The organism is Sphingobium limneticum, from assembly GCF_008710165.1.
GTDB lineage: Bacteria > Pseudomonadota > Alphaproteobacteria > Sphingomonadales > Sphingomonadaceae > Sphingobium > Sphingobium limneticum.
Genome location: NZ_VYQA01000001.1, coordinates 459,880 through 475,186, shown reverse-complemented (window position 1 = coordinate 475,186; position 15,307 = coordinate 459,880). Strand labels below are relative to the sequence as shown.

Here is a 15,307-nt window from a genome sequence, read left to right as displayed (position 1 = left end):
ACCGGTCGCAGCTTTAATGGCTTCTGCCGTAGCGGCTCTGAAGAAGGTGGAAAACCGCGCGCAGGCCCAGCGCCTCGCCGCCCTTGGGCCGACCGGGTTTCGATGCAGGGCGCCAGGCAAATGTATCCAGATGGAGCCAGGGTGTCCCCTCCGGCACGAAGCGCTTGAGGAACAGCGCGGCGGTAATCGCGCCGGCAAAGCCGCCGTCCCCCGCATTGTTGATGTCCGCCACGTCGGACTTCAACATGTCGGCATATCCGTCCCACAGCGGCAGGCGCCAAGTGGGATCTTCGACCTGCGTGCCTGCCGCTGCGATGTCGGTCGCCAGAGCCTCGTCATTGGCGAACAAAGCCGGCAGGTCGGGGCCGACCGCGACCCGCGCCGCGCCGGTCAGCGTGGCGAAATCGACGATCAGATCGGGCTTCTCCTCGCCCGCGCGGGTCAGCGCATCTCCCAGCACCAGCCGCCCTTCCGCATCGGTATTGCCGATTTCGACGGATAGGCCCTTGCGCGTGCGCAAAATGTCGCCGGGGCGGAAGGCATTGCCGGCAATCGCATTTTCCGCAGCCGGGATCAGCAGGTGCAGCCGCACCGGCAGCCGCGCGCCCATGATCAGTTGGGCCAGCGCCAAGGCATGTGCCGCGCCGCCCATATCCTTTTTCATGATACGCATGCCCGCCGACGGCTTGATGTCCAGGCCGCCGCTGTCGAAACAGATGCCCTTGCCGACGATGGCGATGCGCGGAAGCGCGGCATCGCCCCAATGAAGCTCGATCAGGCGTGGCGCGAAGCTCTTGTCCGCCGCCTTGCCCACGGCATGGATCATCGGGAAACCCTGCTCCAGCGCGTCGCCCCGGATGGTCGACACGCTTGCGCCGAACGCCGCGCCGACCTTCTCCACGGCCGCTTCCAGATCGGGCGGTCCCATGTCGGCGGCCGGTGTATTGACCAGGTCGCGGACCAGCGTCACCGCCTGCGCCAGCTGCACGGTTTGGCCGATCCGCGCCACATCGCCCGTCAGCAATATGCGCGCGCCGGCCTGCGCCTCATCCTTGCGATAACGGTCGAACCGATATTGTGCCGTCAGCCAGCCCAGCGCTGCCGCACCGGCCGACCCCTCGGCCAGGCGATAGCTACCCTCCGGCAGAGTCTCGGCCAGCCGGGCAAGGCACCAGCTGCCCAGGGCTTCGCGATTGGCGACCCCGGCAACCACTGACCAATCATTGTCATGCTCGCCCGGCAGGATGGCGTGCTCATGCGGAAGCCCCTTGAACTTCTGCGCCGCTACCAAGGCGCGAACGGGCGCGGGGCGGCTGGCCAGCCAATTGTCGAAACTCTTCGCGTCGATCAGGTGGATCGAACGGGCGGGCTGTTGATTGTCGGCTTTGAGCAGGTCTGAAAAATCGGTCATCCTGGCGATGTAAGGGAAAGGCGTCGGCGAAGGGAAGCGCAATTTTTTCATCGCTGCGCCGCCACGCTCGGCCCTTTCTTCATTTGCGATGTGAACCGGCTGAGCCTAGCTTCGTTGCATAAGCAAGAAGGAGACGGACGATGATTCATGGTGATGACCGCAGCTTGCAAGCTGTCAGGGCAAGGGCCTATGCGCTGGCCGAAACCGGTCAGTTCGACAACAGCAACGCCGTTCAGCAGGCGTTGATTGCAGAGGGCTGGTCCAATGCCGGCCGTGCGCTCGGCAGCGACTATGCGCGCCAGGCGATCGGCGAACGTTGTCGCGCCGCTGCAAAGGCGCATTGATGCGGACAGGGTTTTTTGTTCCGGCGGCGGTCCTGCTGATCGCCGCCTGCGCGCCGTCGCAGGACAAGCAGAATGCGAGCGTCGCCGACAACGAGGCGGCGGCGCGTTTTGCCGACAAGATGGCGGGTACGCCGCAGCCATCGCCGCCCGCAAAACCGTTTGCGCAGGCGGACAAGAGCGAGTTTCTCGAATTTTCCTATGCCTATCCGGCGCAAGCGGCGGCAATTCCTTTTCTGGTCGAAAAATTCGGCAAGGATGTGGCGTCGTCAAAGGCCAATGCGTTGAAAATGGCGAAGGAAGACAGCGTTTCGGCCAAGGAGTCGGGCTACCCCTTCCGCCCGCACAGCATCGAAACCAAATGGCAGGTGGAGGCGGACACGCCACGCTTCCTGTCGCTGGAGTCGGAATCCTACGTCTATACCGGCGGCGCACATGGCATGACCGGCTATGACGTGGTTCTGTGGGATAAGGCACGGCGCCGCGAAACCAGCGTCAAGGCGGTGATGACCTCGCCGGCAGCTTTCGCCGCAGCGATCCGCGATCCCTTCTGCAAGGAACTGGACCGTCAACGTGCGGAAAAGCGCGGCGAGCCGGTCGTACGCGGTGACGACGACTTCACCCAATGTATCAATCCGATGGAGCAGGTGCTGGTCCCGACTTCCAGCAACGGCAAGCTGATCGACAGCATGACCGTGGTGGTCGGCCCCTATAATGCCGGCCCTTATGCGGAAGGCAGCTATGACGTGAAGCTGCCGGTCGACGCCGCCATGCGCAAGGCGATCAAGACCGAATATCAGGACGGATTTGCAAGCCCCTGATATCTAAAAGCAATGATGTGAACTATGGCTCCGCGTTCCCCGGCTTGCGCCGGGGAACGATACACATGAGTCAACCTAATCGCATCGAGCAGCGACGAGGTATGTTTAAGCCGGCACGCCGTATAGGTCGTGATCGTCGGCGTCCTCGATCAGCACGTCGAACATGTCGCCGGCTTTCCGCCCTTCGCCCACATCGCGCAGGAAGACATTACCGTCGATTTCCGGCGCGTCGGCTTGGGATCGCGCGGTGGCGCCGATGCTGCCATCGTCCTCGTCCGCCTCGCCCACTTCGTCGAGGATGACGGGCAGGACGCGACCGACTTTCGCCTGCAATTTGGCGGCGCTGATCGCGGCGGTCTTTTCCATGATCCGTTGATAGCGTTCTTCCTTGACCTCTTCGGGCACGGCGCCCGGCAGGTCATTGGCCGCAGCCCCCTCGACCGGTTCGAAGCGGAAGGCGCCGACGCGGTCCAGTTGCGCTTCGTCCAGCCAGTCGAGCAGATATTGGAAATCCGCCTCCGTCTCGCCGGGGAAGCCGACCACGAAGCTGGAACGGATCGCGATGTCCGGGCAGATGTCGCGCCATTTGGCGATACGGCTCAGCACCTTGGCTTCGTTGGCGGGGCGCTTCATCGCCTTCAGCACGCTCGGCGACGCATGCTGGAACGGAATGTCCAGATAGGGCGTCAGCAGCCCCTCGGCCATCAGCGGAATGACCTGATCGACATGGGGGTAGGGGTAGACATAGTGCAACCGCACCCATGGCGCCTTGCCCTCGGCCGTGCGCAACTGGCCGAGTTCGCGCGCCATGTCGGTCATGTGCGCGCGGACCTCGCGGCCCTTCCACATGCGCGGATCGTGGCGCGTGTCGACGCCATAGGCCGACGTATCCTGGCTGATGACCAGCAATTCCTTGGTGCCGGCCGCGACCAGCTTCTCCGCTTCACGCAGCACCGCGTCGATGCGCCGCGACACCAGATCGCCACGGATCGAGGGGATGATGCAGAAGGAGCAGCGATGGTTGCAGCCTTCCGAAATCTTCAGATAGCTGTAATGGCGTGGCGTCAGCTTCAGCCCGCCTTCGGGGACCAGATCGACGAAGGCGTTGGGGATGGGCGGCGACGCGTCATGCACCGCATTGACCACCTGCTCATATTGATGCGCGCCGGTGATGGCCAGCACTTGCGGGAATTTGGCGCGGATCACATCCGCTTCGTCGCCCATGCAGCCTGTCACGATGACCCGGCCATTTTCCGCCATCGCCTCGCCGATCGCCTCCAGCGATTCCTCCTTGGCGGAATCCAGGAAGCCGCAGGTGTTGACCAGCACGACGTCGGCGCCGGCATAGTCGGCGGACATCTGATAGCCGTCGGAGCGCAGCTTGGTCAGGATACGTTCGGAGTCCACAAGGTTCTTGGGACAGCCGAGCGAAACCATGCCGATTTTCGGCGCGTCTGGGATTTTGGTTGCCATGATCGCCGCGCACATAGGGATTTTTACGGCAAATGTCACGGGGGGCCGCGAAAATGAGCAGAGGCGCGCCTTTGCCGACGCGCCTCCGCTGTTTTCAAGCGACTGGATCGCTTACATTTTATAGGACAGGCGCAGATAGCCGAACTGGCCGGGCACGTCATAGCTGGTCGTGTCGAAATTCGCCCCGTCGCAGGTGCCGCACAGTGGCGGATCGCGATCGAACAGATTGTTCACGCCGATCGTGAAGCGCGCGCGGTGATCCATCCAGCCGGGCGAGAAATAGGCCTGGATGTCGCCGTAGAAGGTCGCCTTCATGACGTTGCCGTCGCTTTCGGTCACCTTGCTCAGATACCGGCCGGTGAAGGACAGGCCATAGGCTTCGGTCGAATAGTCCAGCGTGGCATTCGCCTTGAAGTGCGGATAGGCCTGATCGCTCGACCCGCAGCGTTCCGTACCGGCGCATTTGATCGTCGGTGCGCCCAGATCGGCTGGCGGCTTGATGTTATACTTCAACAGATAGGCGGCGTTGACGTTCAGGCCGATCGATCCGTTGCCGACCATCTTCGATCGATAGTTGAGCGTGCCGTCGATCCCGTCCGTCTCGATCGCATTGAGGTTCTGGAGCACGCCGTTGATGCCTGCAACCGCGCCGCTGCCGGTGCGACTGATGGCGGCGCAGCTGATCGGATCGGCCTCGAACGCACAGCGTTGGAGCGTCAATGTCGCGGGGACCGAGTCGATCGCATTCTTCAGCGTGATCGTGTAATAATTGACCTCGATGCTGAACTGGCTGGCGAAGCTGTCGCGCGCCCAGGCGGGGCTATAGACGCCACCTGCCGTCCAGGTCTTGGACGTTTCCGGCTTCAGGCCGATAAAGCCTTGGGAGAAGACGCCCAACTGGCCGCCCTGCGGTTCCGCATAGCTGCCGCTGGCCGGCACGCCATTGGCGATGCAGTTGGCCCGCACGGTGGCATTGGTCTGCCATGCGCTGCCCGCCACATTGGTGCAGGGGTCGTTGATCGTTGCGTCGGTGCGCGACCGGCCGGCATAGAGTTCGCCGATGCTGGGCGCGCGCAGGCTTTCGGCATAGCCGCCGCGTAGCAGCAGGTCGCGCGTCGGCTTCCACAGCCCCGACACGGTATAGGTCGTGTTGCTGCCAAAGCTGCTGTAATTGGAATGACGCACCGCGCCGTCCAGCTCCAGCTTGTGGAAGAAGGGCGTGTTGGCCAGGATCGGGATGCGCAGCTCGCCGTAAAATTCATCGACGTTGAAACCGCCCCGTGCCGGACTGGTCGGCACGTCCGCGCCCAGACCTGCGGTGATGATCGGGTCGGGCGTGTAGGACGCCTGCTGATCGCGATGTTCGTAACCGATGGCAAAGCCCACCGGCCCGCCCGGCAGGTCGAACAGGTCGCCCGAAAGGTTAGCGGTCACGTCCCACAATTCCTGTTCGCTGCGGTCCCGCTGGTCGAACGTCACATAGTCTAGCATCGCCTGCGTGATCGACCCTGCGCCGCCGAAAATGTTGAACGGTACGCAGGCACCTGTGCAGCCCGCTACCGGACCCAGCGCCTGGGCCAGCTTGGCGGCATTCAGGTTGCCGGTAAAGGTCTGATGCGCATTGTTGGTGCCGTAACTGCCATTGACGTCCCAATACCATTTGCGGTCGCCGGCATCGAACGTGCCTTCCAGCGTCGCCGCCATGGTCAGCGTATCGACTTCCTGGCTGAAGATGCGGGGGCCACCCTCCACGAAGCGGCGGCGGATGGTCGAATAATTGGCCGGCGTACCGTTCGCGCCGGAAGACAAGGTCACGCCGAACGGGTTGAACGGGTTGCTGGCATCGACCGAAATGGTGTCGAGCAAATTGCCGTTGCCTGCATCCGGCCCGATGAACAGCGGCAGGAACGCCGCCTGCGTGGTGGATTCGCGATGCTGATAGACCAGCCGCGTGCGAAGGCTGACGGCATCGGAAAATTCGAACTTGCCGTTCAGGAAGGCGCCGTAGCGTTCCGACGGGGTCAGCAGATAATTATAGGGCGAAAAATTGAAGGAGTCGGTCGACGAATTATAGGCGCGATAGTCGCTCCGCACCGGCGCGCGGCCGATGATCGGGCTGCCGAGCGTCAGGCTTTGCCCCAGCACGTCGTAGCGACCGTTTGGCGTGGCGCTGGAACAGCCGCCATCGGCGCAACTGCTGCCACCTGCCGCGGGCCATTGCGATATGGAGCGATCGGCGGTGCTGACCCCCTCCTGCTTCACATAATTGCCACCGACGACGACGGAGACGCGGTCGCCCTGGAAACCATAGCTGGCATTGATATCATAGGTATGCCCGTCGCCCTGGCGATAGGTGCCGAACTGGGCCGACATGTCGAGGCCCTTTTGCGACTGGCGGGTGATGATGTTCACTACACCTGCGACCGCATCCGACCCGTAAAGCGGGGAGGCGCCCGATTGCAGCACTTCCACCCGCTCGATCATGCTTTGCGGAATGGTGTTGAGGTCGACCGAGGCCGGGATGCCGCCTGCTGCCGATCCGTTGACGTAACGCATGCCATCGACCAGCACCAGCGTGCGCTTGGCGCCCAGATAGCGCAGGTCGATTTCGGCCGAACCCGAAGACACGCCGGTGCCGTCGGGCGGTCCGCCGATATTGCCGGCATTGTTGGTCTTGGTATTGAGGCCACCCGCTGCGCTGGGGATGCGTTGCAGCACGTCGGCAACGGAGGTCAGGCCGGTGCGGGCGATCGCCTGCTGGTCGACCGTGACGATCGGCTTGTCCTGGTCCAGGGGATCTCTGCGGATGCGCGATCCGGTGACGATGATCGCGGCGCCATCTTCGGCTTGCGGTTCGACGGATTGGGCGAAGGCGGGAACGGTCCAGGCGACGACGGACAGCATGACGCCGCATTGCAAGGCACTTTTAAAGCGCATGTTACACCCCTTTTTTCAGCGACCTGTCTGGCACAGGTTCTGGGAAGGAGTGTTTGCGCTTTACAACAGTATAGCAATCGGGCTGGTGAACGACGTAAAAAAGTGTAGCGCTAATATTGCAAGCTGTTGCCGCGCTGCAACAAAAGTAAACGCTTCGTCTCTGTTAAGGCTCTATTTGTCGGACTTGCCGTCATCGCCTTCCGTCACCTCGATGATGAGGTCGCCGGTCTGGAGCCGCGCCGCGCCCTCCTCCCAGAAACCGATCGGCCGATCCTCACGATAGATGCGCAGGCCGATGCCGGTCTTGATCGCCGATAGAGGCCCGCCAATCTCCTGTGGCAGTACGGCGCGTTCGTTGAGTTTGATACGCCCGCCGGTCGCGGCAAGGTCGGTCATATAATCCGCGATATGCCGCCCGCTCGTGCTGCCTGCCAGCAGCAGGCCGGCAAAGCTGACCGGGTTGATCACGGTGGTGGCGCCCGCCTGCCGCGCGGGCAGTTCGTTATCCTCGTTCCGCACCACGATGCTGATCGGCAGGCGCGGCGCCAGATGCCGCGCCGTCAGGGTTATCAGGATGGACGTATCGTCCCGCCCCGCCGATACGATCATATTGCGCGCTCGATGGATGGCGACGTCCTTCAACGTCTTGTCCCGCGTGGAATCGCCGCACAGGATATTGCATCCCTGCGCCTCCGCCAGCGCTAGCGCCTTTTCATTGCCGTCGATGACGACGATCTCGCGCGGGTCGGTGCCGCGGGCGAGCAGTTCGTTCACCGCTTCCTGCCCGCTGGTGCCGAAGCCGGTGACGATGATATGATTGTGCAGATCGGCCTGAATACGTGCCATGCGCCACCTGTAGAGGATGTTGCGGAGGAAGAGATTATAGGCCGTGCCTAGGAAGATCAGCCAGACGAACAATCGGATCGGCGTCACGAAGATGGATTCGAACAGCCTCGCTTCCGGCGTCACGGGCACGATGTCGCCATAGCCCACCGTCGTGACGGTCACGGTGGTGAAGTAGAGGACGTCGATGAAGCTGATCTGATTGTCGTAATTGTCCTTCAGCCCGTCCCGCCCGACCCAGTGGAGCAGCAGCACCAGCGCGATCAGGCCGAAGACCAGCCCAAGCCGCCAGACCAGATCGGCCCAGAGCGGCAGGGACGATCGCCGTCGCAGGAAGCCCGCTGTGGCTGAGGACGCGATCGGCTGGCTGATCCTCATGCTGGGGGCAACTGAGGAATCGGGTTCACCGGCACACGGTCCTTGCGCAGTTCGAAATGCAGCTTGGGCTTGCTGGCATAGCCGGTATCGCCGGTCAGGCCGATAATCTGCCCTTTGGTGACCTTCTGTCCGCGCACCACGTCGACGCGGCTGGCATGGCCATAGGCGCTGACCCAGCTGCTGCCATGATTGATCAGCACCAGCCCGCCAAATACCGCCACCTTGTCCCCCGCATAGGCGACGACGCCGTCGGCGCTGGCACGGATCGGCGTCGCCATCGGCGTGGCGATGTCGATGCCATTATTCTTTGCGCCGCTTTCGCCGGGGCCGAAGCGAGACAGGATGGTGCCCTTAACCGGCCAGGCAAAGCTGCCGGCGAAGCGTGCGGGCTGCGCCGCCGGCACGTTGGAGGGCAGGGGCTTTGGCGTGCTGGATGCGACTGTTCTGGGCGCCTTGTCGGTCGTGGCGGGCTGGCCGCCGGTCAGCACGTCGTCAATGTCGATACGGAAGGCGGCCGCCCGCTGCTCGATGCTGCTGGGCGCGCGGGTGGGCGTGCTGCCGGGCAGCAGGAGCCGTTGGCCCCGGCGCAGGATATAGGGTTCCTCCAGCCCGTTGACGTCGACGATCTGCCGCCATGGCACGCCATAGGCCCCCGCGATGGCGATCCCCGTCTCTCCCTCCGCCACCAGATGATATCGTCCGCCGGGAATTTGCAGCCGTTGCCCGGCGCGCACGCCATAGGGCGGGGTCAGGCCATTGGCCTGCGCGATCGCTTCCGACCCGGCACCGGTCCGGTTGCCGATCCCGCGCAACGTATCGCCCGGCTGGACGACATAGGTGGATGCGGCGACCGTGCGCGCGCTGGCCACCACCTGCTGCGCGGTCCAGACCGGCTGCGTTTCGGCCAGCTCCACACTGGACGCGTCCGCATCCATGCGCGGCGGCGGTGTAGGGGCAGGATCGGCGCGATCCGCCTGATTGGGAATACAAGCCGCCAGCAAGAGCGGACCAAGGGGCAGGATCAGGAGAGACGGGCGCTGCATCGCGCTCTGTTTATCTAATCCTGCCATGGTTTCCAGCCTTTTAGGGAAGGGCCAGGGGGGAGGTTGATTTTTACCTCACCCGCTCGTTTCGAGCGAAGTCGAGAAACTGGAAGCGCGGCGCCAGACACTTCTCGACTTCGCTCGAAGCGAACGGAAATGGTTGGCAAGATAACGAACTTGGCGCCGCGCTTTTTACCTGTGCAACTCGCTGTCGCACATCGCGCAGACTATCGCCTCAGCGCGGCTCCAGCGTCGTGATCCCGCCCATATAAGGGGCCAGCACGGCTGGCACGGTCACGCTGCCGTCGGCCTGCTGGTAATTTTCCAGCACCGCGACCAGCGTACGGCCCACGGCAAGGCCCGACCCGTTCAGCGTATGCAGGAAGCGCGTCTGCTTCTCCCCGTCCGGCTTGTAGCGGGCGTTCATCCGCCGCGCCTGGAAATCGCCGCAGTTGGAGACGGAGCTGATCTCGCGATAGGTTTCCTGGCTCGGCAGCCAGACTTCCAGATCCCATGTCTTGCGCGCGCCAAAGCCCATGTCGCCGGTGCACAGCAGCATCTTGCGATAGGGCAGCTCCAGCGCCTGCAAGATACCCTCGGCCGCCGCGACCATGCGTTCATGCTCGGCGTCCGATTCCTCGGGCGCACAGATTGCGACCAGCTCGACCTTCTCGAATTGATGCTGGCGAATGAAGCCGCGCGTGTCGCGCCCGGCGGACCCGGCTTCGGACCGGAAACAGGGCGTCAGCGCGGTCAGCCGGATCGGCAGGCTGTCGGTCGGCACGATCTGCTCGGCGACCAGATTGGTGAGCGAGACTTCGGCGGTCGGGATCAGCCAGCGACCGTCCGTGGTACGGAACAGATCCTCGGCGAACTTCGGCAATTGTCCGGTGCCGAACAGCGCTTCATCGCGTACCAGCAAAGGCGGATTGGTTTCCTCATAGCCGTTGGTGCCGCTCTGCGTATCGAGCATATATTGCGCCAGCGCCCGGTGCAGCCGCGCCATCTGGCCGCGCAATGCGGTAAAGCGCGCGCCGGACAGCTTTGCACCACCCTCGAAATCCAGGCCCAGTGCCGGCCCGAAATCCGCATGGTCCTGGGGTGCAAAATTGAAGCTGCGCGGCGTGCCCCAACGGCTCACCTCGACATTGTCCGCTTCGTCAGCGCCCTGCGGCACATCGTCGCCGGGCAGATTGGGGATGGCGGCCAGCATCGCGGTCAGCGCTTCGCCGACGTCCTTGTCCTGCGCTTCCAGCGCGGGCGCGCCTTCCTTCAGCGCTGCGACCTCTGCCTTCAGCGCCTCGGCCTTGTCCATGTCCCTGGCCGCCATCGCCTGACCGATGGCCTTGCTGGCTTCATTGCGGCGGGCCTGGCCCTGCTGCAATTGCGTCTTGATCGCCCGGCTCTGCTCATCGAGCGCCAGGATGTCGGCGGACAGAGGCGCCAGCCCGCGACGGGCAAGGCCTGCGTCGAAAGCGGCGGGGTTTTCGCGGATGAAGCGGATGTCGTGCATGGGGCCGTCCTATGCCGCCGTGCGACGAACCGCGCAACCCTGTGCGCCGCCGTCCGTTGGTTCTGCATCGACGAAAAAGCAAAGGAGACGGCGATGCAGATCGATCATGACGCGATGATATTGGTGGCGGACGGCCGCAAGCTGCTCTTTTTCCGCAACAAGGGCGATAGCGCCTATCCCCAGTTGGAGGCGGAAACGGTCGAGGTGCAGGATAATCCGTCTCATCTGGAACAGGCGTCGGACAGGGCCGGTCAATCTTCCTCCACCGGCACCGCGTCCGGCACGATGGGTGAGAATAATTTCCATGAACTGGAGGAGCAGCGCTTCGCCGCCCATGCGGCCGACCTTTTGAAGCGTCGCGCCTTCGCGCAGGATTATGAAAAGCTGATCATCGTCGCGCCGCCATCGGCGCTCGGCGAAATGCGCAAGCATCTGCATAAGGAAGTGCAGGGCCGACTGGTGGGAGAGATCGCCAAGGATCTGACCAATCACCCAGTGGGCGAGATCGAAAAGCTGATCGCGGCCAGTTAAAAGGGCATTTGCTTTGTACAGATGAAAAAGGGGCGGCCCCGATAGACGGAGCCGCCCCTTTTTTCACGCGCCGTTCCGCTGTCAGGCGGCGGCTTGCGCCTTGCGTTCGGCAAAGCGGCGCCGGGCGATAAGTGCCACGGCGGCCGCACCAAACAGGAGCACCATGGGCGGCGCCGGAACATCCGTGCCCCCTGTGCTACCACCCGAGCCCCCGCTCGAGCCGCTGGACGACGAGCTGCTGCTCGAAGAGGAAGAGGAGGAGCCGCTAGACCCGGAGCTGCCGCTGGAGCCGCTCGATCCGCTGCTGCCCGAACTGCCGTTGCTGCCGCCCGTGCTGCCGAAGCTGGACGATCCGCCCGACGAGGAGCTGCTGGACGAGGAGGAGCCGGACGACGAAGAGCTGGACGACCCGCCATCGGACGACGACCCGCCGCTGGAACCCGAACTGCCCGAAGACCCGCTGCTGCCGCTCGATCCGGAAGAACCGCTGGAGCCAGAGGAGCCGCTCGACCCGGAAGAGCCGCTGCTGCTGGACGATCCGCTAGATCCGCTCGACCCACTGGAACCGCTCGATCCCGACGACCCGCTGGACCCTGAAGATCCAGACGAACCGCTGCTGCCGCTGGAGCCCGACCCGCCGCTCGACGTGCCATGGCCGGGCTTTCCAGGCTTGCCGCCGCTCGATCCACCCGAGCTGCTCGAAGAGGAGCTGGAGGATGAAGAGGACGAGCTGGAGCTGGACGAGGAAGAACTGCTGCTGACGCCCGAAGAGGTCGAGACGTTCCCCGAAGAGGTGGAGACGTTGCCGGACGAGGTGGACACATTGCCCGACGACGTCGAGACGCCACCGGTCGAGGTCGACACGCCGCCCGTCGAAGTGGAGACGCCACCCGTCGAGGTCGAAACGCCGCCGGTTGTCGAGCTGGTCGAACTGCTGATGCCGCCGGTCGAGCTGCTGGTCGAGGAGATGACGACCGATCCGCCACCGCTGCCACCACCGCCGCCGCCGAAGAAGCCGCCGATGAACCCGCCGCCGCCAAAGCCGCCGCCACCGCCCATCACGACCGGCACGGCCCCACCGCCGCCCGACATCATCGGCATTTCCGCCATCGGCATCGCCGCAGGCAGAGGAATGGGGGCAGGCTGGGTCGTGACGGTCACGACCTGCGGCGCTGCTGCCATGCGAACGGTCTTGACGACCTTGCGCTTCACGGTGCGGACGGCCAGCCTTTTCTTGGGCGCGGCCTTCACGCTCTTGTAGCTGTGCACCACGGCAGGGCGCGCGTTCTCCGCGACATGGACGGCACCGCCGCCAATGATCGCCCCGCCACAGGTGCAGGCGCATAATTTCGCCAAAGCCATCCGAACCGACATAGGATCTACTCTTTTCTCGTTACCCCCGTACCCTTTGCCGAATCCCCTTCAGCGCCAGGTTCACGGGAACTTCCTATGCGTATAGAACGCAAAAGAAAGGGTTAACTGCAATCCCGTTAACCCTCAATATAGGGTTCGGGGCGCAGGAAAAGCTACTGTTTGCTGAAAGTAAATGGTTAACGTCCCACTATGAAACGGCCGGCGGTCAAGGTCTGAACGTGAGCGTGGGGCGCCTCGCCGCATATGTGCCGCACGCGCCAGTCGATGACAACTCCTGTCATTTGTTGGAGAAAATCGCCTAAACCATGTTCCGAACCCTGGATTGCCCGCTTGTGTCGGCCTGCGCCGATGGCTATGAGGCCCGCACAATCAATATTTGGGCGCCCGGAACATCAAGCGCCGGGGCCTGACGAGTCGGAGAGCCAGATGGCATCGGTCCTGAATCCCGATAAAGACGGTGAAAAGCCGCCCAAATCGACTGTGACGCTTCCCGCCGATTACCGCCCGTCGGCTGACGAAGAATTTATGAATCCGCTTCAGCAGGAATATTTCCGCCAGCGCCTTTGGGACTGGAAGAAGCAGATCCTGACCGAAGCGGAAGGCACGCTGGCCGTGCTGCAGAATGAACCGCTTCGCGAGCCCGACCTTAACGACCGTGCGTCGAGCGAGACGGACTGGTCGATCGAACTGCGCACCCGCGATCGTCAGCGCAAACTCATCTCCAAGATCGACGCAGCTTTGCGCCGCATCGACGACGGCGAATATGGTTATTGCGAAGTGACCGGCGAACCCATTTCGCTGGGCCGGCTGGAAGCCCGTCCGATCGCGACCATGACCGTAGAGGCGCAGGAGCGTCATGAGCGGCAGGAAAAGATATCGCGCGACGATTAACGGTTTTTCCATCAACCCATGGTTATAATGGCGCTATTACTGCTTTCTTGACCATGGGTTGCTGCATGAACGACGAACGGGATATTTCGGGCCGGGGGCCGGCGCGCGCTGCGCCGCGTGATAGCCTGTTCCTGCTCACCACCCTCAGCACGCCGGATGGCGTTCAACTGGGCAAGGCGCGCGTTCGTAATCTGTCCTCCACCGGCCTGATGGCCGACTGCGAACGGGCCGTGCCCGCCAGCATCCAGATCATCTGCGAATTGCGGGGTGTCGGTCAGGTTACCGGTACGGTCGCCTGGTCACGCGAAGAAAAGATCGGTATCGCTTTTGACGAGCCGATCGACCCGCAACTGGCGCGCAAACCTGTTGGCACCGGCGCGCAGAAGATGCCCGATTATTTGCGTGTCCCTCAGCACGGTGCACCCCGCCGCTAACCGCGCGGTTAATCCATCCATGTAATGCGGTCCAGGCTTTGCAGCGTGTGCTTTGCGGCGGCGGAGTCTTTATCGACCTGCGGCCGCCTCACCCCATCAGTTTGAAGGGAGGGCCGACGATCTGCATCGCCCAGCCCTTACCTCCTTTATCGACTGTCGCTGCTTCTCAATGCTGCGCCGCCAACTCTTCCTTCAACCGCAATTTCTGCTTCTTGAGCGAGGCCACGAGGATGGCGTCGGGCATGGGCCGACTCGACTCCGCCTTGATTCGTGCTTCAAGGCCGGCATGCTTGGCTGAAAGGGCTGAGATGTGGCTATTTTCCATGACATTCTCCTTACGGGTGGCGATGGATGATCAAATAAATCATGATTCGCCCCGCTTGTCTCGCGGTGTTTCGTCCTTTGCGACGGGCCGCCCAAAAATTTGCGATGGCCCGCGCCGCCCGCTCGCGTTATCAGGCCTTGTTCGAGCCAAGTAAGAGAAGGGGCAGCAAGGCGTCGTGAGCCGGGAAGACATCATGCGCCGACTGGAACTGCTGCGCGTCGAGCATCGCGATCTCGACAGCGCGATCGCCGCCTTGGTCGATGCCGGCGGTGGCGACCAGATGCAGATCGCGCGCCTCAAGAAGCGCAAGCTCCGTCTGCGTGACGAAATTTCCACGCTGGAAGATGCGCTCGTACCCGACATCATCGCCTGAGCCAGGATTTTTCGGTTAACGCCGCACTAACCGATCATAAATGGGACAAAGGGCTGTTCAGGCCCGGCAATAGGCCTGACAAGGTTGCGAAAATATGGCAGCAACGGGCGATGCAAAACCCTGCTTTCCTTGATCCCGGCCTCCATCGCCGGCTGGTCGACGGACTATATTTGGAAGCCATGGTGATGGCGGATGAAGCGCGCGCCTATTTCGACGGCAGCGCCTCGCTGGACGATGGGGTGGAGGATCCGATGCGCCGGGTCGCCTTCGCGTGCGAATCGTTGAAGGTCACGACCCGGTTGATGCACATCATCGCCTGGTTGCTGAGCCAGCGCGCCTGGCAACGGGGTGAAATCGAGCAGGTCGATCTGACGGATGAGAAATATCGGCTGGGGCGCGCGTCGCATACGGACGTTGATCTTGCCGCCAGCTTTCCCTTTGCCGCCCGCGCGTTGATTGATGCCAGCCAGGAATTATATGAGCGCGTCGCCCGTCTTCAGGAGCGGCTGGATGCGATGAGCAACGCGGCGACGACTGCGCTTGCCAGCCCCGCTCGGGCGCTGCTGGACCGGTTGAACACCGCATTCTGACAATTACCCTATAAATGAAGGCGATTCCC

The 15,307-nt window shown here is 63.1% G+C and carries 15 protein-coding genes; 8 read left to right on the top strand and 7 right to left on the bottom strand.

Going from position 1 to position 15,307, the window contains the following annotated elements:
* Window positions 1–13: 13 nt before the first annotated feature.
* A complete protein-coding gene (locus F4U95_RS01805) occupies window positions 14–1,411 on the bottom strand; it encodes a leucyl aminopeptidase family protein (protein ID WP_120253274.1) in 1,398 nt (465 codons plus the stop codon).
* A gap of 140 nt (window positions 1,412–1,551) precedes the next feature.
* Between F4U95_RS01805 and F4U95_RS01800 the strand changes: the two genes are divergently transcribed.
* Together F4U95_RS01800 and F4U95_RS01795 are read left to right on the top strand one after the other, a co-directional pair.
* Window positions 1,552–1,755, top strand: a complete 204-nt coding sequence (locus tag F4U95_RS01800) for a hypothetical protein (RefSeq protein ID WP_120253273.1) — start codon at window positions 1,552–1,554, stop codon at window positions 1,753–1,755.
* The gene (locus tag F4U95_RS01795; protein WP_120253272.1) at window positions 1,755–2,573 is read left to right on the top strand and encodes a DUF4163 domain-containing protein; all 819 of its coding nucleotides are present in this window, start codon (window positions 1,755–1,757) and stop codon (window positions 2,571–2,573) included. The genes F4U95_RS01800 and F4U95_RS01795 overlap by 1 nt, the downstream gene beginning before the upstream one ends.
* 105 nt (window positions 2,574–2,678) lie before the next feature.
* Here the strand turns inward: F4U95_RS01795 and rimO are convergent, their stop codons facing one another.
* The 5 genes from rimO to serS all read right to left on the bottom strand — a co-directional run bounded on the left by rimO (window position 2,679) and on the right by serS (window position 10,760).
* Window positions 2,679–4,061, bottom strand: coding sequence for a 30S ribosomal protein S12 methylthiotransferase RimO (gene rimO / locus F4U95_RS01790; RefSeq protein ID WP_172598904.1), 1,383 nt, complete (start codon window positions 4,059–4,061; stop codon window positions 2,679–2,681).
* Window positions 4,062–4,157: 96 nt separating this feature from the next.
* Entirely contained in the window at window positions 4,158–6,983 is a 2,826-nt protein-coding gene (locus tag F4U95_RS01785; RefSeq protein ID WP_150411807.1) for a TonB-dependent receptor domain-containing protein, read from the bottom strand.
* A gap of 171 nt (window positions 6,984–7,154) precedes the next feature.
* Window positions 7,155–8,204: a potassium channel family protein gene (locus tag F4U95_RS01780; protein ID WP_120253271.1), complete on the bottom strand. Its 1,050-nt coding sequence runs from the start codon at window positions 8,202–8,204 to the stop codon at window positions 7,155–7,157.
* The gene (locus tag F4U95_RS01775) at window positions 8,201–9,247 is read right to left on the bottom strand and encodes a M23 family metallopeptidase (protein WP_170267465.1); all 1,047 of its coding nucleotides are present in this window, start codon (window positions 9,245–9,247) and stop codon (window positions 8,201–8,203) included. The genes F4U95_RS01780 and F4U95_RS01775 overlap by 4 nt, the downstream gene beginning before the upstream one ends.
* Before the next feature lie 235 nt (window positions 9,248–9,482).
* Complete coding sequence (gene serS / locus F4U95_RS01770; protein WP_120253270.1) at window positions 9,483–10,760, bottom strand: serine--tRNA ligase; 1,278 nt, start codon at window positions 10,758–10,760, stop codon at window positions 9,483–9,485.
* 93 nt (window positions 10,761–10,853) lie between these two features.
* Between serS and F4U95_RS01765 the strand changes: the two genes are divergently transcribed.
* From F4U95_RS01765 to F4U95_RS01745, 4 genes are all read left to right on the top strand, one after another.
* Complete coding sequence (locus F4U95_RS01765) at window positions 10,854–11,291, top strand: host attachment family protein (protein WP_120253598.1); 438 nt, start codon at window positions 10,854–10,856, stop codon at window positions 11,289–11,291.
* Window positions 11,292–11,475: 184 nt separating this feature from the next.
* Window positions 11,476–12,552 carry a hypothetical protein gene (locus F4U95_RS25030; RefSeq protein ID WP_232016320.1) on the top strand — a complete coding sequence of 359 codons (1,077 nt, stop codon included), beginning with the start codon at window positions 11,476–11,478 and terminating at the stop codon, window positions 12,550–12,552.
* A 539-nt stretch (window positions 12,553–13,091) separates the two neighbouring features.
* A complete protein-coding gene (gene dksA, locus F4U95_RS01750; protein WP_120253269.1) occupies window positions 13,092–13,556 on the top strand; it encodes an RNA polymerase-binding protein DksA in 465 nt (154 codons plus the stop codon).
* A gap of 65 nt (window positions 13,557–13,621) precedes the next feature.
* Window positions 13,622–13,990, top strand: a complete 369-nt coding sequence (locus F4U95_RS01745) for a PilZ domain-containing protein (RefSeq protein ID WP_120253268.1) — start codon at window positions 13,622–13,624, stop codon at window positions 13,988–13,990.
* A gap of 166 nt (window positions 13,991–14,156) precedes the next feature.
* Here the strand turns inward: F4U95_RS01745 and F4U95_RS01740 are convergent, their stop codons facing one another.
* Entirely contained in the window at window positions 14,157–14,315 is a 159-nt protein-coding gene (locus F4U95_RS01740) for a YdcH family protein (protein ID WP_082679101.1), read from the bottom strand.
* Window positions 14,316–14,508: 193 nt separating this feature from the next.
* On the opposite strand from F4U95_RS01740, the gene F4U95_RS01735 reads away from it, so the two are divergent.
* Both F4U95_RS01735 and F4U95_RS01730 read left to right on the top strand, forming a co-directional pair.
* A complete protein-coding gene (locus tag F4U95_RS01735; RefSeq protein ID WP_120253267.1) occupies window positions 14,509–14,688 on the top strand; it encodes a YdcH family protein in 180 nt (59 codons plus the stop codon).
* A gap of 110 nt (window positions 14,689–14,798) precedes the next feature.
* Window positions 14,799–15,278 (top strand): DUF1465 family protein, encoded by a 480-nt coding sequence (locus tag F4U95_RS01730; protein ID WP_120253266.1) that lies wholly within the window; start codon window positions 14,799–14,801, stop codon window positions 15,276–15,278.
* Window positions 15,279–15,307 lie beyond the last annotated feature (29 nt).